The organism is Nitrosomonas oligotropha, from assembly GCF_900106555.1.
Classification (GTDB): domain Bacteria; phylum Pseudomonadota; class Gammaproteobacteria; order Burkholderiales; family Nitrosomonadaceae; genus Nitrosomonas; species Nitrosomonas oligotropha_A.
In genome coordinates, this window is the sequence record NZ_FNOE01000009.1 from 85,532 (window position 1) to 111,409 (window position 25,878).

At 50.7% G+C, this 25,878-nt stretch carries 24 protein-coding genes; 8 read left to right on the forward strand and 16 right to left on the reverse strand.

Going from position 1 to position 25,878, the window contains the following annotated elements:
• Nucleotides 1-90: 90 nt before the first annotated feature.
• The 9 genes from BLU57_RS06910 to BLU57_RS06950 form a co-directional block, all read right to left on the reverse strand.
• On the reverse strand, nucleotides 91-3,462 hold the full coding sequence (locus BLU57_RS06910) for an EAL domain-containing protein (RefSeq protein ID WP_371113149.1): 3,372 nt from the start codon (nucleotides 3,460-3,462) through the stop codon (nucleotides 91-93).
• 2 nt (nucleotides 3,463-3,464) lie between these two features.
• On the reverse strand, nucleotides 3,465-3,887 hold the full coding sequence (locus BLU57_RS06915) for a response regulator (RefSeq protein ID WP_090318291.1): 423 nt from the start codon (nucleotides 3,885-3,887) through the stop codon (nucleotides 3,465-3,467).
• Nucleotides 3,888-3,904: 17 nt separating this feature from the next.
• Nucleotides 3,905-7,537 carry an ATP-binding protein gene (locus BLU57_RS06920; RefSeq protein WP_090318295.1) on the reverse strand — a complete coding sequence of 1,211 codons (3,633 nt, stop codon included), beginning with the start codon at nucleotides 7,535-7,537 and terminating at the stop codon, nucleotides 3,905-3,907.
• 383 nt (nucleotides 7,538-7,920) lie between these two features.
• Nucleotides 7,921-8,781: a hypothetical protein gene (locus BLU57_RS06925; RefSeq protein WP_090318297.1), complete on the reverse strand. Its 861-nt coding sequence runs from the start codon at nucleotides 8,779-8,781 to the stop codon at nucleotides 7,921-7,923.
• Between the two features lie 60 nt (nucleotides 8,782-8,841).
• Complete coding sequence (locus tag BLU57_RS06930) at nucleotides 8,842-9,411, reverse strand: Pvc16 family protein (protein ID WP_090318300.1); 570 nt, start codon at nucleotides 9,409-9,411, stop codon at nucleotides 8,842-8,844.
• A 159-nt stretch (nucleotides 9,412-9,570) separates the two neighbouring features.
• Nucleotides 9,571-9,921, reverse strand: a complete 351-nt coding sequence (locus BLU57_RS06935) for a hypothetical protein (RefSeq protein ID WP_090318302.1) — start codon at nucleotides 9,919-9,921, stop codon at nucleotides 9,571-9,573.
• Entirely contained in the window at nucleotides 9,918-11,291 is a 1,374-nt protein-coding gene (locus BLU57_RS06940; RefSeq protein WP_090318305.1) for a C13 family peptidase, read from the reverse strand. The genes BLU57_RS06935 and BLU57_RS06940 overlap by 4 nt, the downstream gene beginning before the upstream one ends.
• Before the next feature lie 281 nt (nucleotides 11,292-11,572).
• The gene (locus BLU57_RS06945; RefSeq protein WP_256334379.1) at nucleotides 11,573-11,860 is read right to left on the reverse strand and encodes a P-II family nitrogen regulator; all 288 of its coding nucleotides are present in this window, start codon (nucleotides 11,858-11,860) and stop codon (nucleotides 11,573-11,575) included.
• Nucleotides 11,861-11,988: 128 nt separating this feature from the next.
• A complete protein-coding gene (locus BLU57_RS06950) occupies nucleotides 11,989-12,189 on the reverse strand; it encodes a hypothetical protein (RefSeq protein WP_090318311.1) in 201 nt (66 codons plus the stop codon).
• Between the two features lie 350 nt (nucleotides 12,190-12,539).
• On the opposite strand from BLU57_RS06950, the gene BLU57_RS06955 reads away from it, so the two are divergent.
• Both BLU57_RS06955 and BLU57_RS06960 read left to right on the forward strand, forming a co-directional pair.
• Nucleotides 12,540-13,454, forward strand: coding sequence for a LysR family transcriptional regulator (locus tag BLU57_RS06955; RefSeq protein ID WP_090318314.1), 915 nt, complete (start codon nucleotides 12,540-12,542; stop codon nucleotides 13,452-13,454).
• Between the two features lie 200 nt (nucleotides 13,455-13,654).
• Complete coding sequence (locus BLU57_RS06960; protein ID WP_218131644.1) at nucleotides 13,655-14,425, forward strand: DUF4145 domain-containing protein; 771 nt, start codon at nucleotides 13,655-13,657, stop codon at nucleotides 14,423-14,425.
• A gap of 188 nt (nucleotides 14,426-14,613) precedes the next feature.
• On the opposite strand, the gene BLU57_RS06965 is transcribed toward BLU57_RS06960, so the two are convergent.
• From BLU57_RS06965 to BLU57_RS06975, 4 genes are all read right to left on the reverse strand, one after another.
• Nucleotides 14,614-14,952: a hypothetical protein gene (locus tag BLU57_RS06965; protein ID WP_143026946.1), complete on the reverse strand. Its 339-nt coding sequence runs from the start codon at nucleotides 14,950-14,952 to the stop codon at nucleotides 14,614-14,616.
• A gap of 33 nt (nucleotides 14,953-14,985) precedes the next feature.
• Complete coding sequence (locus BLU57_RS16040) at nucleotides 14,986-15,153, reverse strand: hypothetical protein (RefSeq protein WP_176776389.1); 168 nt, start codon at nucleotides 15,151-15,153, stop codon at nucleotides 14,986-14,988.
• The gene (locus tag BLU57_RS06970) at nucleotides 15,131-15,376 is read right to left on the reverse strand and encodes a hypothetical protein (protein ID WP_090318319.1); all 246 of its coding nucleotides are present in this window, start codon (nucleotides 15,374-15,376) and stop codon (nucleotides 15,131-15,133) included. The genes BLU57_RS16040 and BLU57_RS06970 overlap by 23 nt, the downstream gene beginning before the upstream one ends.
• Before the next feature lie 182 nt (nucleotides 15,377-15,558).
• The gene (locus BLU57_RS06975; protein WP_090318322.1) at nucleotides 15,559-17,079 is read right to left on the reverse strand and encodes a helicase HerA-like domain-containing protein; all 1,521 of its coding nucleotides are present in this window, start codon (nucleotides 17,077-17,079) and stop codon (nucleotides 15,559-15,561) included.
• 159 nt (nucleotides 17,080-17,238) lie between these two features.
• Here BLU57_RS06975 and glk point away from each other — a divergent pair, with 159 nt between their 5' ends.
• The 3 genes from glk (at nucleotide 17,239) to BLU57_RS06990 (ending at nucleotide 22,467) form a co-directional block, all read left to right on the forward strand.
• Nucleotides 17,239-18,237 (forward strand): glucokinase, encoded by a 999-nt coding sequence (gene glk / locus BLU57_RS06980; protein WP_090318326.1) that lies wholly within the window; start codon nucleotides 17,239-17,241, stop codon nucleotides 18,235-18,237.
• 117 nt (nucleotides 18,238-18,354) lie between these two features.
• Entirely contained in the window at nucleotides 18,355-20,907 is a 2,553-nt protein-coding gene (glgP, locus tag BLU57_RS06985; RefSeq protein ID WP_090318329.1) for an alpha-glucan family phosphorylase, read from the forward strand.
• A gap of 246 nt (nucleotides 20,908-21,153) precedes the next feature.
• Nucleotides 21,154-22,467: a porin gene (locus BLU57_RS06990; protein ID WP_256206199.1), complete on the forward strand. Its 1,314-nt coding sequence runs from the start codon at nucleotides 21,154-21,156 to the stop codon at nucleotides 22,465-22,467.
• 107 nt (nucleotides 22,468-22,574) lie between these two features.
• On the opposite strand, the gene BLU57_RS06995 is transcribed toward BLU57_RS06990, so the two are convergent.
• A complete protein-coding gene (locus BLU57_RS06995; RefSeq protein ID WP_256206200.1) occupies nucleotides 22,575-23,030 on the reverse strand; it encodes a hypothetical protein in 456 nt (151 codons plus the stop codon).
• A gap of 561 nt (nucleotides 23,031-23,591) precedes the next feature.
• Here BLU57_RS06995 and BLU57_RS07000 point away from each other — a divergent pair.
• Nucleotides 23,592-23,972, forward strand: coding sequence for a VOC family protein (locus tag BLU57_RS07000; protein WP_090318335.1), 381 nt, complete (start codon nucleotides 23,592-23,594; stop codon nucleotides 23,970-23,972).
• Nucleotides 23,973-24,042: 70 nt separating this feature from the next.
• On the opposite strand, the gene BLU57_RS07005 is transcribed toward BLU57_RS07000, so the two are convergent.
• Nucleotides 24,043-24,618: a hypothetical protein gene (locus BLU57_RS07005; RefSeq protein WP_143026947.1), complete on the reverse strand. Its 576-nt coding sequence runs from the start codon at nucleotides 24,616-24,618 to the stop codon at nucleotides 24,043-24,045.
• A gap of 344 nt (nucleotides 24,619-24,962) precedes the next feature.
• Here BLU57_RS07005 and BLU57_RS16495 point away from each other — a divergent pair, with 344 nt between their 5' ends.
• Together BLU57_RS16495 and BLU57_RS16500 are read left to right on the forward strand one after the other, a co-directional pair.
• The gene (locus BLU57_RS16495; RefSeq protein ID WP_256206201.1) at nucleotides 24,963-25,085 is read left to right on the forward strand and encodes a hypothetical protein; all 123 of its coding nucleotides are present in this window, start codon (nucleotides 24,963-24,965) and stop codon (nucleotides 25,083-25,085) included.
• The gene (locus BLU57_RS16500; RefSeq protein ID WP_256206202.1) at nucleotides 25,082-25,264 is read left to right on the forward strand and encodes a putative quinol monooxygenase; all 183 of its coding nucleotides are present in this window, start codon (nucleotides 25,082-25,084) and stop codon (nucleotides 25,262-25,264) included. Before BLU57_RS16495 ends, BLU57_RS16500 begins: the two co-directional genes overlap by 4 nt.
• Before the next feature lie 215 nt (nucleotides 25,265-25,479).
• On the opposite strand, the gene BLU57_RS16830 is transcribed toward BLU57_RS16500, so the two are convergent.
• Entirely contained in the window at nucleotides 25,480-25,809 is a 330-nt protein-coding gene (locus BLU57_RS16830; protein ID WP_371113153.1) for an integrase core domain-containing protein, read from the reverse strand.
• Nucleotides 25,810-25,878: the final 69 nt, after the last annotated feature.

Below are 25,878 nucleotides of genomic sequence, written 5' to 3' on the forward strand. Positions count from 1 at the left end.
TAGCCGATGCAATATTAATTCTCAAGCGTTAAGTAAAGAATTGTCAAAATTAACGCCGCTAATTCCTACTTCCAGCAGAACGCACAATTTTTACGGCTGTGCGGAGTGCTCCCGTAGCCAAGCTTCAAGCTCCTTTGCCGGTGCGGGGCGGTGAAACAGGAATCCTTGATAATAATCGCAGCCATGCTGACGCAGAAAAGCCAATTGCTGCTCCGACTCAACGCCTTCCGCCAAGACGCTTAATTTCAGACCGCGCGCCATCGCGATGATCGTGGCGGCGATCTCACGGTCATTGGGATCATGCGCCAGACCGCGCACAAAGCTTTGATCTATCTTGAGTTTATCGATGGGAAAGCGCTTCAAATAAGTCAATGACGAGTAGCCGGTGCCAAAATCATCAATCGCCAGCTGGATTCCCGGTGCCTTCAAGGTTTTCAGCGTATCGATCGAGCGTTCCGCATGCTCCATGAACATGCTCTCGGTCAATTCCAATTCCAGGCACGCTGCCGGAAGTTTCGTTTCTTCCAGAACCCGCTGGATCACTTCAGCCAGATTCTCGGATTGAAACTGCCGAACCGACAGATTGACCGCCATCACGAGCGGTGCAAAACCAGCATCAATCCAGGCCCGTCCTTGCGCGCAGGCGGTCCGCAACACCCACTCCCCGAGCGGCACGATCAATCCGGTTTCTTCTGCAATCGGAATAAATTTTCCCGGCGGCACGATGGCTTCTCCCGGCGGCTGCCATCGCACCAAAGCCTCAACCCCGACCGCCCGGCCGCTATGCGCATCGATCAACGGCTGATAGTGCAGAACGAACTCCCCGGCGGTGAGCGCATGGCGCAAGCGGGTTTCCATGACCAAGCGTTCATTGGCGGCAATGCTCAATGCTTCCGTATGGTAACGATAGGTGCTGCGGCCTTCTTTTTTCGCCAGATACATGGCCATGTCGGCGTGCTGGATCAACTCGGTGACATTGCTGGCATCATCCGGAAAAAGGCTGATACCGATACTGGCATTAATGAAGATCTCATGACCGCTGGGCAGTGCAAAGGGGGTCGCAAGCAAATCAATCAAAGTCTGCGCGACAGAAGCGGATTCGCTCGGCTCCTTGATATCCTCAAGCACCAGCAAAAACTCATCGCCGCCCAGGCGCGCCAGCGTATCTTCCTCACGCAAACGCTTTTTCAGGCGCGCAGCCAGCATAATCAAAAGCTCATCCCCGATGGGATGTCCCAGGCTGTCATTGACATTCTTGAAACGATCCAGATCGACATACAGCGTCGCTATGCGCAGACTGTGCCGTTGCGCCCGCTCAATGGCATGATGCAGGCGCGATTGCACCAACAGCCGGTTCGGTAAGCCGGTCAATGGATCATAATGCGCCAAATGCGCCAGCTGTGCCTCGGATTGCTTCATCTGCGTAATGTCGGCAAACACGCCAACATAATTACAGGGCTCATTCCTGTCATTACACACTGTGCTGATCGTCAGCCATTGCGGATAAATTTCGCCATTCTTGCGGCGGTTCCAGATTTCCCCGCTCCAATGGCCCACGGTTTTCAGACTGGCCCACATCGCTTGGTAAAAGGGTTTACCGTGATGCCCCGACTTGATGATCTTCGGATTCTTACCCAGCACCTGCGCTTCACTATAACCGGTAATTTCGGTATAGGCGCGGTTAATGGCCAGAATGCGCGGCTCCAGGTCGGTGATGACGATCCCTTCCCGGCTGGACTCAAACACCGCCGCCGCCTGTTTCAATGTTTCCGCGGCATAGACTTTTTGCACCGCCACGGCCGCGATCGAGGCAAACTCATTGATCAGCATCAAATCGGCAGGTGATGGCTCACGCGGGGTACGATGATAAATGGTAAAAGTGCCTAGCACACTGCCTGCTTCATCTTTGAAGGGTATCGACCAACAGGCATGAAGATTGGCTTTGCGCGTCAGTTCCAGAAAAGGCTGCCAGTACGGATGGTGATCGATGTCGGAAACAATCACCGCTTCACCGCGCCATGCGGCCGTACCACACGAGCCAACCCCATCACCGATCATCACCTGATTGACAGCGACGTTGTATTCATCCGGCAGACTGGGCGCCGCGCCGTGCTTAAGACGGCCCGCATGCCTATCCAGCAGCAGGATGGAAACCAGCATGCCGGGATTGATCACCTCGAGGCGTTGCGCAATATCATTCAGAACTACGGGCAGCGGTTGGCTGGCAATGATCAGATTCGATGCGGATTGATGCGCCTGGCGTATCAGTTCGAGCCGCTTATGTTCACTGATATCCAGCCAGGCACCGACAATTTCGGCAGGCTCGCCGTCAGCATCCCGCACCAATCGAAGCTCATCGAGTATCCAGACGATTCGCCCAGATCGATGCAGGAACCGGTAGTCGTGTGTGAGCTGGCCTTCGCTCAGCAACATCGGCCAGCGGGCCAAAGCCGCTTCACGATCATCCGGATGGATATGCGAGCGCCACCAATCCGCCGCCAATGCCTCTTCTTGCGTATAGCCCAGCAGACGTTCGATATTTTCACTCACCCAGTTGGGGCGCGGCGTTTCTCCGGAAAACTTCAAGCTGTATAAAATTGTCGGGCTGGCGGCCAGAAGATACGAAAGGCGCTGGCTGGTTCTTTTTAAGCTGATCCGTTCGCGAGTCAATTCCGCTTGGTGCTGCACTTTCTCCAAAGTGGCAACAATCTCGTACAGATAGCCTTCGTGCTTCGACAAATAATCATCCACACCCAAGTGCAGCGCACGCGCGGCCACTATCTCACTACCCTGGCCTGTCACCAGGATGGTAGGAATATTCAGTTTGCGCTCATACCGTAACAATTGGAAAAACTCCAAGCCATCCATGCTGGGCAAGTGATAATCGATCAGCAATGCATCGAATTCCGCCGCCTGATTCATCGGATCATCAGGCAGCAGCGCGAGCGCATCTTGCACACTGCTCACCGCGGTCATCTGGATATGCGGCGCATGCAAAACAAAATGACGGCGCATCAAATCGATATCGAATATATTATGCTCTAGATACAACACGCGCAGAACCGGATGACTGCGCTCCAGATTGTCGCGAAAATGTTCTCGGGCGCCACGCAATATCCGCGGCAGACGTTCCAGATAATCATCCCGTTTGATCAGATAATCATCCGCATTGGCTTTAAGCGCGGCCACGGCGGAATCCTGATCGCCCGACCCGGTGAGCATGACTACCGCGATGGGCAGTTGTTGCTCCCGCACATGCGCCAATGCATCCAAACCGGAGCCATCGGGCAGGGACAGATCAGCCAGCAGCAGGTCATAACAATTCGGCTCGGCAAGCCGCTTGAATCCTTCAGCCAGGGTATTCACCACATCCAATTCGATATCCGGTGCAGTCCGGCGCAGGGTGCGCCGGGCCAGATCGGCATCGCTGGCGGAATCTTCGATATACAGAACGCGCATCATGATTATTGGGGATGCTCGTTCAGAACGCACCAATACAGTTCGATGTGCTGCGCCACGTCCATGAAGTTATCAAACCCTACCGGTTTTACAATATAGGAATTGACGCCTAAATCGTAGGCCGCTTGGATATCGCGATCTTCTTTTGAAGTGGTGAGAACAACAACCGGAATGCGGCAAAGCACCGCGTGTTGTTTCAAAGTCCGTAACACAGTCAGACCGTCAACGCGCGGCAAATTCAAATCCAGCAGAATAACGGCCGGCTGGATCTCGCCCGCTTCCCAGCGCGGCACCCACGCCAAGGCTTCCTCGCCATCCCGCGCGACCAGTACCGGATTAATCAACTTGCGGCGCTGAAAAGCGCGTAGCGTCAGATCCACATCGAGAGGATTGTCTTCGACCAGGAGAATCGGTGGGTATAAGCTCATCGTTATTGACTCCGTCGCTATTTCAAGTTTTCCGCCATCGCGGTCAATTCCAGATAGAAGGTTGCACCTTCACCCGGCGTGCTTTGTGCCCATACCCGTCCTCCCATGCGTTGCATAGCCTTCTTGACTAAAGCCAGACCGATCCCGGTACCCGGGTAATCTTCCAGCCGATGGAGACGTTCAAAAATCTCAAAGATGCGCTGATTATACTTCATGTCAAAACCGATACCATTATCACGGACCCACAAGATCACATGCCGATCATCCCGGTCAGCGCCAAACTCTATGCGCGGGTGAGCCGCATGCTGGCTGAACTTGATCGCATTCTCCAGCAGATTGCGCAGCACCATAGCCAGGCCGTCGCGATCACCATTGACCATCAATAGCGGTAAATCACAAATGACCTCGATCTGACGCGCGGCAATCTCCCCGTCACACTCCGCAATCACCCGCTGGGTTAATGCCGTCAGGTCCAGCGCATGGGAATCCAATTTACGTCGTTCCATGCGTGAATAAGCCAGCAAATCATCGATCAACTCATTCATGCGCGTGACACCCCCGCGCAGGTTGGTGATGAATAAACGTCCTTCGTCATCCAATCGATCGGAATAGTCTTCTTCCAGCAACCGGCTATAGCCTTCGACACCGCGCAGTGGCGCCTTCAAATCATGCGAAACGGAATACACAAAGCTTTCCAGTGATTGGTTGAGCATCTTTAATTCGGCGGTACGCTCCGCAACCCGTTTTTCCAGATCGGCATTCAGTTGCTGCAATGCCGCTTCGGCTTGTTTCCGGTAAGTGATATCCTCGGTAAACATGGCAATCCCGCCGATTGCACCACCGGCTTGATGCCAAGGCCGCACCTCCCAGCGTAACCATTGTATGCTGCCATCGGCCCGTTCAAAACGATCCTCATCGGCGCGGATGATTTCACCAGTCAGACAGCGGCGATGGATCGCTTTCCATTCTTCACCGATCTCAGGAAAAGCATCGTAATGACATACCCCCAATAAATCACGATCGCCCAAGTTGTAATCGTTACGCCAGCGCTGACTGCAAGCAAGATAGCGTATTTCCCGGTCGAACATGGCTAACGAGGCGGGTGCGTATTCAATGAACAACTTGAGTCGTTCCTTGCTTTCCTGCAGCGCCATTTCGCCCAGCTTGCGCTCGGTGATATCTTGCACGGTTCCGCGCATGGCAATGATGCGGCCGTCAAAATCGGGCACTGCTTCTCCGCGTGAGATCGTCCAGCGATGCGCGCCATCCGGCCGCACCACTTCCGCATCGCACTCAAATGCAGCACCGTCGCGCCAGCACTTTTGCACTGCGGCAGCCAGCTTATTCCAGCTATCCACGGTGTAAAAACTCGCCATTTCCTGATAATCCGCAGGCGGCAAAGCGGTATCACGGCCATAAATCAGGTAAAGCTCCTCGGACCAGGTTTGTTTATCCGCGCCGTTCCAGGTCCAATGCCCGAGGTTGGCGATGCGTCTGGCTTCTTTGAAGTTTGCCGCAATCTCCTTGCGGCTTTGGATATCTTCAACCACGGCGACGAAATAATCCGGCGCGTTATCGGGCTTACGCACCAGGGAAGCGTGAAGATTGATCCATATCACGCGGCCATCCTTACGAATATAGCGTTTCTCCATTGCATACGCAGTGATTTCACCGTTCAACATGCGCTTTACGTTATTGATGTCTGCTTCCAGATCATCGGAATAGGTGACATCCTGAAATGTAAGCGCCATCAATTCATCCTGACTGTACCCCAGGATAGCGCAAAGCTTGTGATTGACACGCAACCAATATCCTTCCAGTGAAATAATCGAAATCCCGACGGCGGCTTGCTCAAAAGTAGCCTGAAATCGTGCTTCGCTCTGCCGCAGCTGTTCTCTGACAAGTTGTCTCTCGAACACCAGTTTATCAACGCGCACCAGGAGCTCATCCACGGCAAAAGGCTTGTTCAGATAATCCTGCACGCCGGATTTCAGCAGTTTGACACAGAGATCGTCATCGGCCTTAGCAGTCAGCATGATGATGGGCACGCCATCCAGTTCCGCATGCTGGCGTATTTGCCACACCATTTGTTCACCATTCATTACCGGCATCATCACGTCGGAAAGAATCAAATCGGGTGCCAGCTTCAGCGCTTGCTCCAATCCTTCACGGCCGTTGAAAGCGCTGGCTACGCGGTAGCGAGGCTGCAACATGCCGGCAATGAAGCGATTCATATCCGCATTGTCTTCAACAACCAAAACCAAGGGCAAATGGGTGGCGGCCACCGGGAGCGGCGGGGTTCTTTCCGCACGGCTCTGAAGTTCATCCATGACTTCATGCACAATGATCTCGTCCAGGGAAACTGGCGCATCCCGTAGTACCGAACCGGCTGGCGCGGTGCGCGGCAGCGTGATCCTGAATAGCGCGCCACCCCCGGGTGATTCTTCGAGTTCGAGCTTGCCATGCAATAAATCGGCAAAATCCTTGACGATCGCCATCCCTAAGCCGGTGCCGTCATGCTGCCGGGTTACGCTGCTCTCCACCTGCATAAAGCGTTCAAACACGTGCTCACGCATTTCCGCCGGTATGCCGGGACCATTGTCCTGAACTTCGATCTGCGCGCGCGCTTCGGTGGTAACAAGCCGGACGACAATACAACCTTTATCCTGCGTGAACTTGAATGCGTTGGACAGCAGATTGAGCAGGATGCGTTGCAGCTTCTCGCTATCACTTTCAACTGCACAGACTTCCGGGACGATAACCTGTAATGCGATATCGCGCCCCTGCGCCAGCAATTCAAAGTAACTTGCCGTGACTCGCACCAGCTCCGCCAAATCGAACCGCGCCCAAAAAACCGGCATGCGCCCCGCCTCAAGCTTAGCCGCATCCAACAAATCGGTAACGTGGCGGTAAAGAATGCGCGCGTTACGCAGCATCAATCCGGTTTCATGGCGTTCTTCCGCGGAAGCGTTGCTGCCGGTGAGCCACCGCATGCGGTTCTCCAAAGGAGCGATGATCAGCGTCAGCGGTGTGCGTAATTCATGGCTGATATTGGCAAAAAACTGTGATTTAAGTTGATCCAGCTCCGTCAGACGCTGATTCATCTGCTCCAATTCTTCCAGCGCCGTTTTCAAAGCGCGATTAGCTTGATTCACTTCAGCCGCACGCTGCACGATCTCCGCTTCCATGCGCTGTGCGCGCCCTTTCACCTTGCCAGGTTGCGCTTTATGGTTATGACTGACGATGTACTCAGTCACATCTTCCGCATGATGCAAAATATAGGCAACCTGGCCCTCTTCATCCAATACCGGTGTATTGACCGGACTCCAGTATTTGACTTCGAAGCCTCCACTGCCATCGCGCAATGGAATATCGTACTTTTGCACGTTCATGACATCCGCGCGTTTTTTACTGAGCACATGATTGAGCGAAGTACGTAAATCTCTTACACTGGCGCAAGCCGGATCTTCCGGGTCATCGGGAAAAATCTCAAATAAACCATGTCCGACAATCGCATCGCATTCGGTACGGGTCATTTCTACATATTTGTTGTTTACGGCGGCAATGGTAAAAGCGGAATCCGCTCGGAGGAGCAAATAAGGGTGTGGGCTTACTTCAAATAGCTGCTGATACGGTGGAATTTCAGACATGAAGATCTCATATTGTTAGAAGATGACCAGCAAGTATCAGGCATCTACGAATGCACTATAAGACCATGATTTTTATTCAATAACATTGGTGTTGTCAACAGGGTTTTAGCTATTGTCAGAATCAACTGACAGGTATGAGCCATCGGGATATGAGCGGTCAAACGATAAATTTTCATAGTCACCCCCCGGATAACGGTGTCAAACCTTACCAATGAACATGGCATCCGCATTGTTTCTTGTCAAATTATCTGACAACCCGGTTACAGCGGTACCACTCACATCCGAACACTCGCCATCTCGCGTTAGTCTGTCGAATCCAGTCAGAAACAAATCGGGAAGAAATAGTGCGCAGACAACTCTGCCACTGCGCGCCATTTTATCTATCAATTAATATAAATCTCGGAAACACTCGCTATTTTGTCACTGATCATTTCCGCATGAATTTGCTCCACACTGGCATTCGGCAGGCGTTTGACCAGCACTCTGTCACCCGTGCCGGTGGATTCTTTCAACTGCAAGCGCTGATCGGGCAGTTCATGCAGCGGAATCGCCTTTGAAGACAGCAATTGAATGGCATTGCGATTTCCGGGCAAGGTCACGTTTCCCAAGTTTTCAAACTGCAAGACATTATCCAAATCCGCGATGAACACATTGCGTTTCGATAAATCGCCGAGAATGTAGTATTTCCAGTACGTCTGATTGGTGTTTAAACGGATATAAAACTTACGCGCGGCGTCATCCAGCTTGTCCGAACACAATCCTTCCGCTCCGGCAGTAATGTTTACCCGCGCAATAAGCACCGGCTTGACGAGATAATCCTTGCGTTCCAGTATGGCAGGCAAGGGATCGGCTGTGAGCTTCAGCCAAGCATCCGCGGCGGCATACGCATCCGGATGCAGCAGTTGTTTATCTGCGGCATCCCGGGTGACTTGTTGCGTATCGAAGAAAAGAATCGCATCATCGGGCGGCGCACCGGGAGCGGTATAGCGGAAGAAGTTATTGTCCTTGGAAAAAACTTTAAAAGTCAGAACCAAGTCGTCTTCCGCATGAAGACGCAGGATATTGATTTTTTCTTCGTCAAAATAAACGGCAATTCCACTTTCCGATGACTTGAGCAGTAAACCTGCTCTTCTCAATAACACCACACAAGATTCGCTGGGAATGAATTCCAGGGTTTTGCAATGTTGGCCGGAGAAATAGGCATGTTCGACAGTTACATTGACGAGTAAACGATAGGCACCCATATTCCGCTCAATCTATGGTTATTTTCCAGATCAACTCAACCCAAAACCATTCCTGAAACACTATTGCACCATCGACTTCGGCTCGCCCGCAACGGGGATACGGCCAACCACATCCTCGGTATCGAAGGCCACCATGCGCACCTTGTACAGAATGGATGGCAAATATTTACCCCCTAAAGAACCCCATAAGTTACTGAGATCCTGGATGGAAAGATTTTCGATATCCAGGATCAGTTTCTCGATGCGATCGTCCATCTCGGGTGCTGTTTGATGATTGATCACATGATTCTTCTGAAAAAAAATGATCGTGCTGGATAAAAATTTCAGCGCTTCGGGATAATTATTGCCGGTAAAATTCGCCGCCATCATCAGGTGCAAATTAAAATAGAGCGGCACACTGCTCTGTACCTCCCGTTGCCCGACTTCATGCAGGCTGACTTGCCGGAACGGCACGGAATCCTTTTCGATATTCACCAAAAAAACAACCAGCTTATTATTGACATTGACTGCCACCGTACCGTCGATCTCCAATAAATTGGAAACCACCACCACATCTTCACCCAGATTGTAAGTACGGCGTAAATACTGATTCAGCTGTGTCGCAAGGAGTTGCACGGCCACATTGATCATAATGAATAATCGATAAACCTAGTTATGGGTGAATAAGGCGAGCTGTTACTGAACGAATCAACTTGCTGAAGGCATATACAATACCCCCGCTTTCATGCGCGAATGTACTGGAAGCCCGTTGCACTGTCAAATGCACACCCATCCGGCATTCCGCCCTGTTTACAGCGTTGCAACCGTCCATTCCGGAACTTCAGCGCCCTTCGACAACAAGCGGAACGGCATGCCGCCGGGTTTGAGAAAGGGCGGCATTTGCGCATCTTTGCGGATACATCCGTTGCCCTCACACTGCAAGATGATGTAGGCACAGCGATGCCCCCAATTGGCCCTGGGCTCGAGATCGACAAACACAATGCGCGCTTCCCAGGGAATATCAATCAGCACATCTCCGGCGTGAACCCTGGCTCCGGCGTGCGCAATCTCGCGGCTCAGATAGACGATCGCGTTGGATAACGTTTCATCGTCAAAGACCGAGCTGACACGCTCGAAAATGCCCTGATCGGATTCTCTCATCTACCCAGCGTCTTTTTCACGACGTCGCCCAGTGTTGCCCGCAGCTCTTTCTCTTGTGCCGCGGAAGCATTTTCCAGCTTGCTTTCGATTTCCCTCAACTGCGGCACCAGCTTGGCATGGACCATATCGTAAAACTCGGGGATCGGTTTGCGCAGGTAGTACGGCTGCAAAACTTCCACCAGCAAACGGCAGTAAATCGGCCAGACATGCCAGTAGCGCTGCCCGAGGAAACAGTTACCCGCCGCTACCGAGGATCGGCTGAACACCGGCGTGTCATAGGGATCATGCACCGAATCGGCATAGTCATGCGCCTCACGCGCGGAAACCTTACCGGATCCATCCGTATCGGGATTGGATGCCAACGCGCCTCCATACGGCGTATGCCCTGCCATCGCAGCAATCCAGTCGCGTGCAAACGGGTCGAATTGCGCACCGCCGATGGAATTGTTCGCTTCCAGACAGGCGGACGAAACGCTGGTGTAGGCTGCGGTTGATTTCGCCAGGATCGGCGCGTTAAAACCGCCGGCATGGCACTGCTCCATCATCACCATCATGCAATAGTGTTTGGGCAGGGTCGCCAGCGTATCGGCAAAATCCGAGGCTAGATAATCCGCTCCGCTATAAGTACAGAGATAGGACTGTGACCCATTATGACCGCCGTGATTGTTGGTATGGATCAACAGCAGATCGTCCGGTTTCAATTTTGCCTTGAGTGTATTGAAAACCGTATCCAGATCGACTTTTGTTCCCTTGCCGTTGACCGGCATCCGATAGGCGGAACTGTCCCCCGGCCAACTCACCACCGGGTGTGGATTGCCGCTGTAGTTAATCGTGCCGTCGTAATTCAGCACGAAGATATTCGCGGCGGGAAAGCCATAAATATCGCGCAAAGTACGGTAGAGAAACTCCAGATCGTTGGTGTGCCGGTTGTTTGAAGCACCCGAGAACAACACCGCGTAACGCTGGCCTTTCGTCCAACGGATCGGACAGCGCAGCCACGGCAGAACGGGATAATAAATTTCAGGTTCGGCGATCTTGATGGGCGTATGAAACGCTTGAAAAGTGTTGGGAACATCGGCTGTCATATAAGGTGGAAACTGAGCGCTCACCTCATTGTACAAATCACCGGTTTCCGCATCGTGCAATAAATAGCGGCACGGATGCGACCAGTTATATTGCGGCGCGTCATCCGCGAACACCATGATGGAATTGCGCTCCATGACGATGCGCTGCTTATACGCCAGCACAGCTTCACCCTTTTTGAGCACTTGGTTTTCGATATGGAGATTGGTGTTTCGCGCAGCTCTCCAAGACAGATTACTGACGATACCGGATTTAATTTTGCTGATTAATGCAGAATCTCTTGCCATGATGTGCCTCCCGTGGATAGAAAAAATAAAGCTACTTTTTCATGAGAAATGAACGCACTAAGAAAGAGTTTGATGATCCGCCAACAACAGAATTGATCAATCAAAACTCTATTCCAGTGTGATCCAATCAACACAAGAAAACAAGACATTTTGATCCAATCCTTTACTGCGTGCGGCTATGAGCTGGAGCGTAAGAATCGGCGTTTAAGCGGACTAACGAAACCTAGCAGCTGATGCCAGCTACCCAGCTGGCATTAAAAACAGGGCTTCATCCATTCATCTCATCCTGGCATTTGTGCACGACAATTTGAAACCAGGCACATACCACCAAAGCCTTTCATGGCCACGCCGAGTTCATTCAGCACTTTCTGCGCCCTGTCTTCTTTGCAAGCGAGAATGATCACAATGTTTTCATCGGTTATCAGAACATCATCGGGATTGCGGATACCCCGCGATCCGATACCGCCGACATTCTTGAAAAAGGTATATCCGCTGACTTCGGTTCTTTCCAGCAATTCCGTCAACTGATCGACATACTCCGCTCCAATTACGATTTCGAATCTTTTCATTACTATCGAATTATCCATTGACTCCTCTCCAAAACTTCAATTAATTATTACTAACTAATCCGGACGCCCCCGTGGGCATATTTCAATGATTTTCCAGGCACAAGCACGGGGGCGCAATCCACACTCCGTTAACCCGAGCTGTTATCTCTTACAGCTTCAAGATGAACAGGACGACCTGTTTCCACCTGGGCAACCTGATAAATCCTGTAGTGTTTCTTCGTCGCAGACGGCTCTGTAAAAGCGGCCAAGTAAAACGTAATCGTGTAAAGAATCGTGATTGCATAAACTACAACCAGCTGCGGTGCTTTTAATAACTCTTTAGTTTCCATTTATTATTCCTCTTTTAGGTTGTTTACCGGTTATTCATACCAACCGGCAAAAAGCGCATCGCCGGTTCGAATCAATATCCAGGTTAATAATACGTTCTTTCAGGTTGACAATAAGACTACTGGCTTATCAACCAATCACCCTCAATTGCAGTGACCAAAGAACAAACAAAATAAGGATCGATATATAATAGCCATTTAAATGCAATGAAAAAAACCCTATTAATTAAAGGTACAAAATTAAAGGTACAAATTAAATATCTCACCTTGGGATAGATCATATAGATTGAATGTCTTGGTGATAAGTCCAATAAAGCGAAACATTTTGTTTCCGAATTAGATACAATGACACGATGCAAGATCTTAATCTTTTCGTCATATTTGCGCGGGTGGTAGAAACAGGCAGTTTTGCCGAGGCGGCGCGGCGCATGGATATCTCTCGTTCAGCGGTGAGCAAAGCCGTTGCAAAGCTTGAGAAGGATCTCAGCACCCGCTTACTGCTCCGCAGCACGCGGCACCTTAGTCTGACCGAAGCAGGCATTGCGCTTTCGGAACATGTGAAACGCATTCTGGAAGAAGCCGAACACGCCGAGCGAGCCATCAATAGTCTTCATGACGAGCCGCGCGGAACCCTGAAAGTGAGCACGCCAAGCTCATTCGGAACGCGCCATATCGCCCCGGCGCTGCCTTGTTTTCTCGCGCGCTATCCCGAGATCAAAGTTGACTTAACCATCACCGATCATGCGGGCGATTTGATTGAAGAAGGGTATGACGTGCAAATCCGCGTGACCAACGAGCCCGATCCTAATCTGGTAGCACGCAAGATTGCGCCTGTCCGCCGCATATTGTGCGCAACCCCGCAGTATTTTCAACAATGGGGCACACCCCAAACTCCGGCGGAACTTGTAAAACACAACTGTCTGGATTGCGCGCTTTCACCCGAACAAGGCTATTGGCGTTTCGACGGGCCGGAAGGCAAGATCAAGGTTCCGATCTCCGGAACCCTGCGGATCAACGATAACGATGCACTCGCACAAGCGGTGCTGTATGGATTAGGCATTGCCCTGCTGCCCACGTATACGATTGGCATGGAACTGCAAAAAGGGCGGTTGCAAATAGCGCTGCCGGACTACTTATCCGTAGAGCGTCATATTTACGCCTGCTATCTCCCCAGCCGGCATTTACCCATAAAAATACGCGCTTTTATTAATTTCTTAGCAGAACACGTCGGCGACATGCCTTATTGGGACCGGTCTTTAGTAAAATGAACATCGTATTCAATACAAAACTTGTCAGGTCTTTTTACTTGTATTGTTTGCCGCATTCATTTTTAACTTTATCTGGAAATATAGGATGAGAATTAATTTTGACCACAGTTTTACGACATTGCATATGAGATTATTGGACAGAATGTCTTATATACTGCGTTGGCCGTCACAAACACGCAACCCGTGGGGACAATGCATGTATGAGTAAAGCTGCCACACCACCCTCCATTTCTGTCACTGCTTTCGATTGCCCTCACTGCGGGGCATTCACAACCCAGCACTGGTACAAGTTGTACGCAAACCAAATTAGCGAGAAAGAGCGAGTGCCATCATTCCCCGGCGCCAAGACGAGAGATCGAATCACGAAAGCAAAGGAACTGGAAGCAGATCAAAAGGAGCAATTCCTGCTGTCGATCGACAAGATCATGTCAGGGCTAGTGCTTCTAGATCGCAATCAGAGCGGCTCCTATGTCTACAACAACATCAGCAATCTTCACTTGAGCGAGTGCTACAACTGCAAGAAGATCGCCGTATGGGTACATAAAAATTTGACCTTCCCTGCACAACGAGTTGGTGTACTACCGAACACCGACCTACCCGATGAACTCATAGCTGACTTTGAAGAAGCCCGCGCAATCGTGGGGAGTTCACCGCGTGGAGCGGCTGCACTTATGCGTTTAGTCGTTCAGAAGCTTTGCGAGCATCTCGGTGAAAAGGGCAAGAACATTGACGACGATATCGCAAGCTTGGTGTCGAAAGGTTTAAACCCACTCGTACAGAGAGCACTTGACGTGGTTCGTGTGATTGGAAACGAAGCAGTTCATCCCGGAACTATTGATCTCAAGGATGATCGTGACACTGCTTTGCGTCTCTTTGGGCTGGTGAATGCGATCGCCGATCAAATGATCACGCACCCAAAATCCGTGCAGGAGATTATGACCAGCTTCCTGCCGAAAAGCTGGCAGCCATAGAAGCCCGGAACGAGAAGGCTATCAGCACGAAGAAGAAGTGACATCCACTCCCTCCATCTAGCGGACAGCTACCGACCTGCGATCTCCCGTTGCCATTCATGTCAAACATTAGGCATCGAAATCACGGCTAATGCTGCCTTTGAATTGATGCTTCATTCTAAGGTTCGGGTTTCATAGCTCCCCAAAACTCACCGCGCATGAATCAATTGACTCGGCGCGGGTATGGTTGAAGTCATTTTCGGCGCAGTCCATTGCGTGCTCCAGCGCAGAACCGGCATATCCCGGTTCACCGCAGTATGCGTGGTTGCCGCATACCGGTTGCAATCCACGCTTCTACTGGTAATTTCATTGGTCCATTCTTCGCGGATTTTCTCGGGCGCTAGTGTCGCGACGGTTAGCCGTTCGCATAGTTCGTAGTTGGCTGACCATTGGTTGCGCAATTGCCGCTGCGCAGGGTCGCCGCCGTAGATCGAATATGAAGCGCAACCGGCCAGCAACAGGATGGGTACGATGAGTAGTGATTTCATGATGGTGTGCATAGGAATGTGGTGATCCGTTTTTTACCAAATCTTGGTGGCCGCAAAAGCCACGCCGTTTGGCAGAGAGCAAACATAATTGGGATTGATCGGACGGCATGATTTCTGGGTCAACGTTAATGTCGTCGCTGAAGTAAAGATGACATCGGTGACGGCATCGATGTTATCGTTAATCAAACGCGTCAGCCGCACCGTGCCGTCCTTGATGTCCGCCCCACGATGCGCCCCAGCGTCGATTGCCGTCGAAATCAGGTGGATTGAGACCGGCAAAAATCAACCGGCCGTTATTCTCCGAGATCATTAAATAACCCGCTTCCGGCAAATCGTCTATCGTCCAGATACCGTCGTAAGTACCGGCAGCGTGAACCAGTCCGGCAGGCAGGCACAAAAGCAACGCGCCGATGATTTTTTTCATTGTCTTCTCTCCTCAATATAAAAACAGAGCCGCGCTCTGGCTAAGGAAGTTCTGAAAAAGGTAGCGAGCGATGATCAGGCAAGGCGAAATCAGGTGAGAAAGCGCAGTTTACATTGAGTAAAGAGCATTTGAACCTGATTTCAACACAGCTTGAACGAGCGCAGTCGTTTTTCAGAACTTCCCTAACGGCGCTTCTGCCCTAGGATCGACCCCAGCACCCCGCGAGTAATTTCGCGCGCAATCGACGAGCCAACCGAGCGCGCGGCGCTTTTTGCAAAGGCGTCGAGCACGCTTTCGCGACGTCCGCCGCGCTTGCCGGACGAACCCAGCAGCAAATCGCCCAGACCGGCCAGAATCCCCTCGTCCGCCGGTTTGCGCAAGCTTCCGGCCGCTGTGGTTTGCGCTGAATTGCCGTGCGGTTTCTCCGCGCCGCTGCGCGCTTGCAGCAGCTCAAAAGCGCTTTCGCGGTCGATTTCCTGCTCGTAGACACCGGCCACAATCGACGACTGCATCAATTCCTTGCGCTCGTCCGCCGTGATCGGGCCGATCTGGCTGACCGGCGGCAATATGAATGCGCGTTCGGTCATGCCGGGCGAGCCGTTGGCATCGAGGAATGAAACCAGCGCTTCGCCGACGGAAAGTTCGAGAATCGCTTGCTTGACGTTCAACTTTGGATTGGGTCGCATGGTTTCCGCAATGGCATTCACCGCTTTCTGGTCGCGCGGCGTGAACGCGCGCAATGCGTGCTGCACACGGTTGCCCAGCTGGCTCAACACCTTCTCGGGAATATCAAAAGGATTCTGCGCCACGAAATAAATCCCCACTCCTTTGGAGCGGATCAGCCGCACGACTTGCTCGATTTTCTCCAGCAGCGCAGGCGATGCCATGCTGAACAACAAATGCGCTTCGTCAAAAAAGAACACCAGCTTGGGTTTCTCGCGGTCACCGGTTTCCGGCAGATTTTCGTACAGCTCGGACAGCATCCACAACAAAAAGGAGCTATACAAGCGCGGCGAGTTTAGCAATTTATCGGCGGCCAGAATATTGACCACGCCTTTGCCGTCGATGATCTGCATCAAGTCTTCGATATTCAGCATCGGCTCGCCAAAGAACTTGCCGCCACCCTGCTTCTCGATCTGCAGCAAACCGCGCTGAATCGCGCCGATCGAAGCCGGTGACACGTTGCCGTACTGCGTTTTGAATTGATCCGCATTGTCGCCGACAAATTGCAGCAACGCGCGCAAATCCTTCAGATCGAGCAACAATAGACCATGATCGTCGGCGACTTTAAAAACCAACGTGAGCACGCCTTCCTGCGTTTCATTCAGATTCAGCAAACGCGCCAGCAGCAGCGGCCCCATATCGGAAATCGTCGCCCGCAGCGGATGACCGTTCTCCTGCAACACATCCCACAATGTCACCGGAAAGCCTTCCCATTGCGGCACATCCAGTTGCAACGTATCCAAACGCGCTTGCATTTTCCCGGACAGCGTTCCCGCTTTGCAAATCCCGGTCAAATCCCCCTTGATGTCGGCCATGAATACCGGCACGCCGATATTGGAAAAGCTCTCCGCCAGTTTTTGCAGCGTCACCGTCTTACCGGTTCCAGTCGCACCGGTAATGCAACCGTGGCGCGTTGCCATCGCGGGCAAAAGCGCCAAGTCCGATTTATTTGTTTTAGCGATAATCAGTGGATCGATCATAGAAGTTCTAGCATTGCGCAAAAATGTACTGAATCCGTGATTGTAAGACAAACCATCGCAAAGGCAATCAAAACATAGCGTATACGCCGCGGTATACTATCGTTCCAGCTTGTCACTTTTTCCATTCATCTTAAGAAGATTCCAGGGATTGACCAGCACATGAATACACAACTCCTCTACGGCGATATCGGCGGCACCAAAACCATCCTGCAACTGGCTGAAATAGCGGATGGCCGAATACATGAGCGCTGCACACAACGCTACGACAGCACAGCTTTCGCAACCTTTTCCAGCATTCTCGAAGCATTCCTCAAACAGACCGCCGCACCCAACCCACCCGCAGCAGCCTGTTTTGCCGTAGCGGGGCCTATTGCCGATCAACAGGCAAGATTAACCAATTTGCCTTGGCAGATCAGCAGTGCGCACATTGCCCATGCCTTCTCTATTCCATCGGTCAAACTGATCAACGACTTTGAAGCCGTTGCACTGGCTATTGAAAATCTACCAGGAATTGACTTGATCACACTGCAAGCCGGACAACCGCATGCGCAGGCGATGCGCGTGGTATTGGGCGCAGGCACGGGAATGGGCGTAGCATGGCTCACACCGGTCAACAATCGCTACTTTGCATGGCCCACCGAGGCGGGGCATATCGATTTCGCGCCGGTCACTCCGCTGCAAACCGGTTTGCTCGAATGGTTGCAACAACGCTTCGGGCATGTGTCGGTGGAACGCTTGTTGTCCGGACCCGGCCTGACGAATATTTTTAAATTTCTGCAACAGAACGCAGCGGCATCTCCAGACTTACCGCCACTCCAGCTTGAAGAAGATAGCGGCGCCATCATCACGGCGCTGGCGCAAACCCAGCAACATCCCATCGCGATCCAGGCGCTGGAATTATTTGCCGCGATTTACGGTGCTTATGCGGGCAATCTGGCGCTGGCTGGATTATGCCGCGGCGGTGTTTATATCGCGGGCGGCATCGCGCCGAAAATTATCGATACACTCAGCGCGGGCGGCTTTATGCATGCGTTTCACGCGAAAGGACGGTTTTCCACACTCATGCGCGAAATTCCGGTGCATATCGTCACCAACCCCGCAATTGGCTTACTGGGCGCTCGTCAGGAAGCCTTTCGGTTACTCAATAACGGCCCGTAAATTCCCTAAAATCCGCACCCAACGTACCTCGCTAGCGGATTCCCATCTTCAAATCCAATCAATTAGCCGGTGCTGGGTGTATCATAGCAACGATCATTCTCAGCAAGGAGAGCCTGCATGTTTCCGCGAACCGCCTTCACCATCACCGTCAATCCTAAAATACCGCCACGCCTGAAACGTCTGGAAGAGCTAGCCAATAATCTCTGGTACAGCTGGGATCGCGCCACACGCACGCTGTTTTCACGGCTCGATCCGTATTTATGGGAAGCGGTTGGCCATAACCCGAAGGCATTCCTGAAGCGCGTGGACGAATCGGCGTTACTGAAAGCGACCGAAGACCGGGTTTTTCTCGCCACCTACAATAGCATTCTGTCGACGTATGACTCCTACCATGACGCATCGGCGCTACAGAACAACGGAGGGCTGAGTTCACAAGACCAAGTCGCTTATTTCTGCTTTGAATTCGGTTTTCACGAAAGCCTGCCGATTTATTCCGGCGGTTTGGGCATTCTCGCCGGAGATCACTGCAAAGCGGCGAGCGATTTACATTTGCCTTTCGTCGCCATCGGCTTGCTGTATCGCCAAGGGTATTTCTTTCAAACCATCGATAGCAAGGGTAACCAGCAAGTCACCTATACCATTTCCGATTTCGACGACCTCCCTGTCACACCGGTATTGCGTCCGGATGGCTCGGGCTTGCAAATTGAAGTGCCCTTACTGCACCGCCAGGTCACGGCCAAAATATGGCAAGCGAAAATCGGCCACGTCACGCTTTATCTGCTCGATACCGATTTGCCGGAAAACTCGCCGCAAGATCGCTATATCACGCACAATCTATACGGCGGCGACAGAACCATGCGGATTGAACAGGAAATCATTCTGGGTATGGGCGGCGTGCGCGCATTGCATGCGCTCGGCATCAAACCGACGATATGGCATATCAATGAAGGACACGCCGCTTTCATGATTCTTGAGCGCATTCACGATCTGGTGCAGCAAGGACTTGATTTCGCCAGCGCACTGGAAAGCGTCGCGGTAAATACCGTTTTTACCACGCATACCGCGGTGCCTGCCGGGCATGACCACTTCAACACGGAGATGATGCAAACCTATTTTGACGCCTTCTACCGCAGCTTGAACATTACGCGTGAAGAATTCATGGCGCTCGGTCATGCATCCGGAAGTCCGGACTTCAATATGACGGCGCTCGCGATTCACGGCTCACGCACGCACAATGGCGTCAGCAAGATACACGGCGGCGTATCCGCCAGTATCTGCCGCGATTTGTGGCCGCAGATCGAGCCGGAAGAAAATCCGATTTCCTACGTCACCAACGGTATTCATGTGCCAACCTTTCTGGCGCAGGAATGGTCCGATCTGTTCGACCGTTATCTCGGTCACGAATGGCGCAACAAAATGTGCGACACCGAATATTGGTCACGGATCGATACGATACCGGATCATCTGTTCTGGAGTGTGCGGCAATCGTTGAAATCGCAGCTGTTTTACGGCATCCGCTCGCGCATCACCGAGCAAAATGCCCGGAATCGCGGCTCCGAAGCGCATCTTGACCGGCTGCTGAAGTTTGTCGATCCGATCAATCCGAATGTTCTGACACTGGGTTTCGCACGCCGCTTCGCCACCTACAAACGCGCCACGTTGTTATTTGAAAACCTCGACTGGCTGCGCAAAATTATCCTGGATCAGGAACGCCCGGTATTGCTGATTTTTGCCGGTAAGGCGCATCCGGCGGATGTACCAGGGCAGGATTTAATCCGGCGCATCAGTCAAGTCGCCAGTTTTCCCGAGTTTGAAGGACGGCTGCTGTTAGTCGAAGGTTACGACTTGCGTCTCGCCCGGCGGCTGGTCGCCGGTGTCGATGTCTGGCTGAACAATCCGATTTATCCACTGGAAGCCAGCGGCACCTCCGGCATGAAAGCGGGCATCAACGGCGCGATCAATCTCAGCGTGCTGGATGGCTGGTGGGGAGAAGGCTACGACGGCAAAAACGGCTGGGCGATCAAACCCGGCCCGGAAGATATGGAAGGTACCGTGCGCGACCAGGAGGAAAGCCGCGCATTGTATGAAATCCTGCAGGACCAAGTGGTTCCGTTGTATTACAACCATGGCAAGCTCGGCTACTCGCCCGGCTGGGTGAAAATGGCCAAGCATTCGATGATATCGCTGCTGCCTAGCTATAACGCGACCCGCATGGTCGATGAATATGTCACCAAATTTTATCGTCCGGCCAGCGGCAAAGGCGCCCTTTATGCTGAAAATGATTTTGCCGGTGCAAAAAACATCGCCGCATGGAAGGCCAGAATAAAGCAAGCATGGCACGGCGTCACGTTACGCCGTTTGGATGCGCCTTGCGAACGCATTCATTTTAACGAAGCGCTGAATTTCAAGATCGCCGCCAAACTGAATAACTTGGCACCCGAAGATATCGTCATTGAATTATTGATTTGCCGCCAGTTCAAGACCACACGGCTGTGCAATTTTGACCATTTTAAGTTTGCCTTTACCGGCATCCAAGATTCCGGCGAACATCTGTTTGAGCTCAAACTAACCCCGGAATTGTGCGGCAAACAAGAATATTTCATCCGCATTTATCCGTATCACCCGCTGCTGACGCATCCGCTGGAGATGGGATTGATGGTGTGGTTGTAACCGGCTGAAATGAGGATCTCAGGAATTATCTGGTGAATACGATAACCGCTACTCCGGTTGCTCCGGAGTAGCGTCCCGTAATGCAGCGTGTTGCTTCGTTCGCGGTATCTATTCACCATGAAACTGGTAAAATCAGTTATCATCCGCGCAGTATTTTCAGGCCGTCGTAACTCATTAATGAATCACTATTATCGCTAGTGCAAGATGAAATATTCAAAATGGCTGTTGCTTGCTGCGACAAGCATTATGTTTCAATTTATAGCTTCCCCGGTTCCACTCTATGCCAGCAACTTAAGCAATCTAAAGAATTTTATTAAAGACAGCCGGGTGGAAGTCGGCGGATGGGTTAATGGCGGCGCAACCTTTAATCCAAGCCAGTCAGATGGCTTCAATGGACCGGTTGCTTTCGCCGATCAAGCCAATCGTTTTCAGTTGAATCAATTCAATACGTTTATTCAACGTCAAGTGGTTTCCGAAACCCACAAATGGGATTTTGGCGGACGGTTCGATTTCCTGTTCGGAACCGATGCCGTTTTTACTCAAGCCTTTGGCGTACCGGCTTTTGACGTCAACACCGGTGAAGCGCTCAAGCGCAGCAACTGGGATCTCGGTTTGTGTTGCGCCTCTACCAAAACCTACGGCATCGCCCTGCCACAAGCTTATTTGGAAGCCCATGTGCCCATTGGCACAAAAGGAATTAATATCAGAGCCGGTCATTTTTACTCTCCTACCGGTTTTGAAACAATTCCAGCACCCGACAATTTCTTTTACACGCGCGCTTATTCTTTTAATGCAGGCGAACCTTTCACGCATACCGGCTTACAAGCCAATTATATTGTCGATAAAAACTGGTCAATCATGGGCAGCGCTGTGACCGGCAGCGCCACCGGAGGCTGGGATGGCGGCTGGGACAAACAGCTTGGCAACTGGAGCGGAATTGCCGGTTTCACCTGGAAAAGTGACAATCAGGCCACATCGTTCAATGCCACCGGCACTTACGGCGAAACTTCAACACACAGCAGTGAATCGTGGGGAATGTTTAACCTCGTGCTGCAACACAAAATCAATCCCAAAACCTTATTGGTCTTGCATCATGTGCATGGATTCGCGGACGGCGTTCTATTGAATAATCTGAAATACGCCAATGTAGTCAAAGATGCCCAGTGGATGGGGTTGGTCACGCATCTATATTATGATCTGACCGAAAATTTATCGATTGGGTTTCGTGGCGAATGGTTCCGCGACAGAGACGGATTTCGCAATCCTTCGCCATTCCGGGTCGCGGCGGCAACCAATATCGTCAATGGCGTACCGGTCAGCTATGCGGGAAATATCAACAACGTTACAGTTGCACCTGCGGATTATTACGCGGCAACGGTGGGAATGAACTGGAAAGCGGCTAAGACGCTAAAAATTCGCTGGGATCATCTGAAGAAGCTCACCATTCGACCGAATATTCGCTATGACAGTGTCGATGCCTATCGTACTGTTGCGTACAAACCGTTTGCTGGCCATAAGGATCAAATTTTGTTCTCGCTGGATTTTGTACTTCCCTTCTAAGGAACAGTTTTAAATCAGCGTTGTGACTGAAAATCGATGTTGCAGATTTTTTGTTGCAGGTCTTAAAGACCAACCACCGAAAAATTCGGTGGTTGTTCGTTACTTACTCAAAGGCCTTTGTTCACAGAACTCTCTGGACTCTTTGAAGTGAGGTCACGATCTTGATTAGCTTTCGCTTTATTTATTACTTTGCCTTTTTGCTCTAACGCCATTTTTCTATGGAAATCAGCATGTATCTGAATTTCCCGCAAAGTCTTTTCGTATTCACGAACGTTTGCTTTTGCATGCGATTGAGCTTCTAGACCTTGTCTACCAAAGTAATAAGGATGCGCTTCATACTCCTTGAGAACTTTTTTATTCTCCCGCAACCTTGCTTTGGTTTCTCTCCCTATATCCTCATAATACTTGACTAGAGCATCATGATCATTATTGGAAATTCCAACTGGCGCAGCGACGGAACTCATTTGTGCGCAAGCGGATAAAACGGAAATTGTTAAGAATAGTGAAAATACTTTTAGTGCTTTTTCGATCAATTTTTTCGAATCATATATCAATAATGTCATTTTAACTCCTCCAAGGTTCAGTGTAGGTTGGGAAAACTTTTGTGTATGACTGCAATGCCATTACACTTGACATCATAGAAACCCTCCGCGCTCGGGCGTTTGTTGAAAAAATCACGACACTTGTGATCATATTCCTCTCCTCCATTAAATTTGTTAATCAGAAAAAAACTATAGTTTTTGGGTAAGGAAATAGTACGTTTTACCAATCAAAACCACAGTTCCCGTTGTAGTTACCATTAACCACAATCCATTCAAGGTCATGAAATATAAGACCTTTTCGTAATGGAGAACAAAGTTTATCATAATCAAAAATGAAAGCCAACAAAATATCTGACTTTTTTACTCGGGAATAGTTCAGGAGGGAAAAATAGCATGAAAAACACTAAAATAACGCAACAAGTAAATGTTCTGCGTTTAGATGGTTAAGAGACAATCTTGCTCAATGCCAGCCCAGTTAATTGGACATTTCGATGCTCAATAGAGAATCAAGATCGAGGATATTCAAACCTTGGTTAAGATAAAAATCCATTCGAAACTTAAGCACGCAAAGGAGAAATGCACATGAACAATAACCCCGTAGGATGGTTTGAAATTTACGTGCAGGACATGGAGCGCGCCAAGCGTTTTTATGAATCAGTGTTCCAAACAAAACTGGAGCGACTGGATAGTCCCGCGGGCATGCCGGTTGAGCTTTGGAGCTTTCCCATGATGAAGGGTCAAATGGGTGCATCCGGTGCGCTGGTCAAAATGGCGGATGGGCCATCCGGCGGAAACGCCGTGTTGGTCTATTTTTCTTGTGCGGATTGTGCTGTTGAGGCTGCTCGTGCAGCCTCTGCGGGAGGACAATTGATCCGCGAAAAAATATCCATCGGACCCTATGGCTTTATCGCTTTGATCCGGGACACCGAAGGCAACATGATCGGTTTGCATTCAATGCAATAGCCCTTTCTGCTTTCAACCGCAATAAAAACCCCGCTACACGGAGCGGGGCATCCAACCGGCCGGAATTGAATTATTTGTTACGCACCCCGGCACGCTTTTGCTCGAGCACCTTGGCAACGGCTTTGATATCAGCCTCGCTGATACCGGCTAACTCGGCTTGCTGACCGATGATTTGAATGAATTTTGTAATTGTTCTATCCGGAATGTTGCGCCCCTTGTGAATTTTAGGCATCGAACCGCGGCATTTATGGCCGGTATCGAGCAGAGTGCCGTCATGCCGTGAGGAACCACCCAAGTCATGATCCAGCATCATGGCCAGGCACTGCGAAATATCCGCGGGGGTTTCCGTCAAATTGCCAAAGAACGATGCAATTTCACGATCGGACAATAAAGCAGGCAATGCATGGTTCTCCAAAAACGCAAAAATGCCATAATACCCGCCCAATCTGGCCGCAACCGAATCGCTTCTGATCACGAGACACGGCTCATCTGCACTGTCGCTGGCTTCCGTTTGCTGAACGTTGGTCTTGACTTGATCCGCCATCACCGAACCGATGCCGTCAATGGCGACGAGCGCGCAAATCAAAGCGATCGCGAAATATTTAACCCATTCCGGTGAAACTGGTCTTGATTGTGCAAACATCATGATTTCCTCTCCTGTTCATTAATTCCAAGTTATTGTGCCCAGTGAGCGCTGTCTGCTTTCACTGGAAGTCAATGGAGTCCCCTGCATATATTTTTTGAGTACCTCCACTGCTCAATACGCAGCCACTTGAAATTTGGATGCAAACAAACACAAGTTTTTTAAATTTTCCACATATTCAATCTATATACAGACACTTAAATTGCATCCTCAAGAAATCCCAGTTCACTCAATCACGCAGTAATCGTCCGTTGCATCCAAACAGCAGATTCCTTCGTATAGGTTTGTAGAAGCGATCCATTGCATTTCGCTTGGGATAGCTCATCAACCGAAGGAGGAAAAATTTCATGTCGAAGCAAACTATCAAAGTCGTTGCACACGTCATCGCACGCACAGACAAAATTCCAGAAGTGCACAAACGATTCTGCACGGAATCGTCGCACCAACACGCCAGGAAGCAGGATGCCTGAGCTACCAGTTATTCAGCAATAACAGCCATCCGGTTGAGTTTTTGGTTATCGAAGAATGGACAGAAGAAAATGCCATCGCAGCACACTTCGCCACGCCGCATATCCAGCAAGCACTGGCAGAAATAGCGCCTCTGCTGGCCCAAACGCCGGACATCCAGAAATACACCTTACTGGCCTGACAAGTCTATTGAGTCAGATGACACTGAAGAGGAACCCGCAATGAATACCAGCATATTAAAAAACACAGCACAACCTTATCACGCCGTATTATCAGCAATTTCTGGTGTGACAGTTTTTTGCTACTTTAACGAAGAAGCGAGGAAAAGTGATACGCGAACGTATCTGATGATATATTTCAGAACAGACAATGAACAAGGTTAATCTGTAAGAAATCTCAGAGTTGTTTACAGATAGGTTGATTGAAATAAGCGGTGAGTATTTCATAAGGGGTGGCATTATTCAAACTCTTGTGAGGCTTAACGGTATTGTAGAAATTAATGAAACGGAGAAGCTGAATGTGCCGATCGGCGCAGTCTTTAAAGTGAATCTTGCTGTGCCACATATCCATCAGGGTGCGGATAACCCGCTCAGCTTTACCGTTGGTTTGCGGACGATTGATGCGGGTAAACTTCTGACCGATACCGTGCTGCCTGCAAGCTTTGACGAAAGCGTGGCTGTCAGTTCCTTTAAATTCTTTACCGTTGTCAGAATAAGCATAGTCGATCTGGTAAGGACATTGAGCAACAGTGCTTGTGAGAAAGCAAGCTGCACTATGCTGGGTTTTATCGGGAAG

Bases quoted from the DNA above. Each gene is read 5' to 3' on its own strand.
- BLU57_RS06915 (WP_090318291.1), bottom strand. From the start codon at position 3,887: ATGAGCTTATACCCACCGATTCTCCTGGTCGAAGACAATCCTCTCGAT.
- BLU57_RS06955 (WP_090318314.1), top strand. From the start codon at position 12,540: ATGCAAGATCTTAATCTTTTCGTCATATTTGCGCGGGTGGTAGAAACA.
- BLU57_RS06940 (WP_090318305.1), bottom strand. From the start codon at position 11,291: ATGGCAAGAGATTCTGCATTAATCAGCAAAATTAAATCCGGTATCGTC.
- BLU57_RS06925 (WP_090318297.1), bottom strand. From the start codon at position 8,781: ATGGGTGCCTATCGTTTACTCGTCAATGTAACTGTCGAACATGCCTAT.
- BLU57_RS06910 (WP_371113149.1), bottom strand. From the start codon at position 3,462: ATGATGCGCGTTCTGTATATCGAAGATTCCGCCAGCGATGCCGATCTG.
- glk (WP_090318326.1), top strand. From the start codon at position 17,239: ATGAATACACAACTCCTCTACGGCGATATCGGCGGCACCAAAACCATC.
- BLU57_RS06950 (WP_090318311.1), bottom strand. From the start codon at position 12,189: ATGGAAACTAAAGAGTTATTAAAAGCACCGCAGCTGGTTGTAGTTTAT.
- BLU57_RS06995 (WP_256206200.1), bottom strand. From the start codon at position 23,030: ATGACATTATTGATATATGATTCGAAAAAATTGATCGAAAAAGCACTA.
- BLU57_RS06965 (WP_143026946.1), bottom strand. From the start codon at position 14,952: ATGAAATCACTACTCATCGTACCCATCCTGTTGCTGGCCGGTTGCGCT.
- BLU57_RS07005 (WP_143026947.1), bottom strand. From the start codon at position 24,618: ATGATGTTTGCACAATCAAGACCAGTTTCACCGGAATGGGTTAAATAT.
- BLU57_RS06920 (WP_090318295.1), bottom strand. From the start codon at position 7,537: ATGTCTGAAATTCCACCGTATCAGCAGCTATTTGAAGTAAGCCCACAC.
- BLU57_RS06990 (WP_256206199.1), top strand. From the start codon at position 21,154: ATGTTTCAATTTATAGCTTCCCCGGTTCCACTCTATGCCAGCAACTTA.
- BLU57_RS06970 (WP_090318319.1), bottom strand. From the start codon at position 15,376: ATGAAAAAAATCATCGGCGCGTTGCTTTTGTGCCTGCCTGCCGGACTG.
- BLU57_RS06935 (WP_090318302.1), bottom strand. From the start codon at position 9,921: ATGAGAGAATCCGATCAGGGCATTTTCGAGCGTGTCAGCTCGGTCTTT.
- BLU57_RS16495 (WP_256206201.1), top strand. From the start codon at position 24,963: ATGTCGAAGCAAACTATCAAAGTCGTTGCACACGTCATCGCACGCACA.
- BLU57_RS06945 (WP_256334379.1), bottom strand. From the start codon at position 11,860: ATGAAAAGATTCGAAATCGTAATTGGAGCGGAGTATGTCGATCAGTTG.
- BLU57_RS07000 (WP_090318335.1), top strand. From the start codon at position 23,592: ATGAACAATAACCCCGTAGGATGGTTTGAAATTTACGTGCAGGACATG.
- BLU57_RS06975 (WP_090318322.1), bottom strand. From the start codon at position 17,079: ATGATCGATCCACTGATTATCGCTAAAACAAATAAATCGGACTTGGCG.
- BLU57_RS06960 (WP_218131644.1), top strand. From the start codon at position 13,655: ATGAGTAAAGCTGCCACACCACCCTCCATTTCTGTCACTGCTTTCGAT.
- BLU57_RS06930 (WP_090318300.1), bottom strand. From the start codon at position 9,411: ATGATCAATGTGGCCGTGCAACTCCTTGCGACACAGCTGAATCAGTAT.
- glgP (WP_090318329.1), top strand. From the start codon at position 18,355: ATGTTTCCGCGAACCGCCTTCACCATCACCGTCAATCCTAAAATACCG.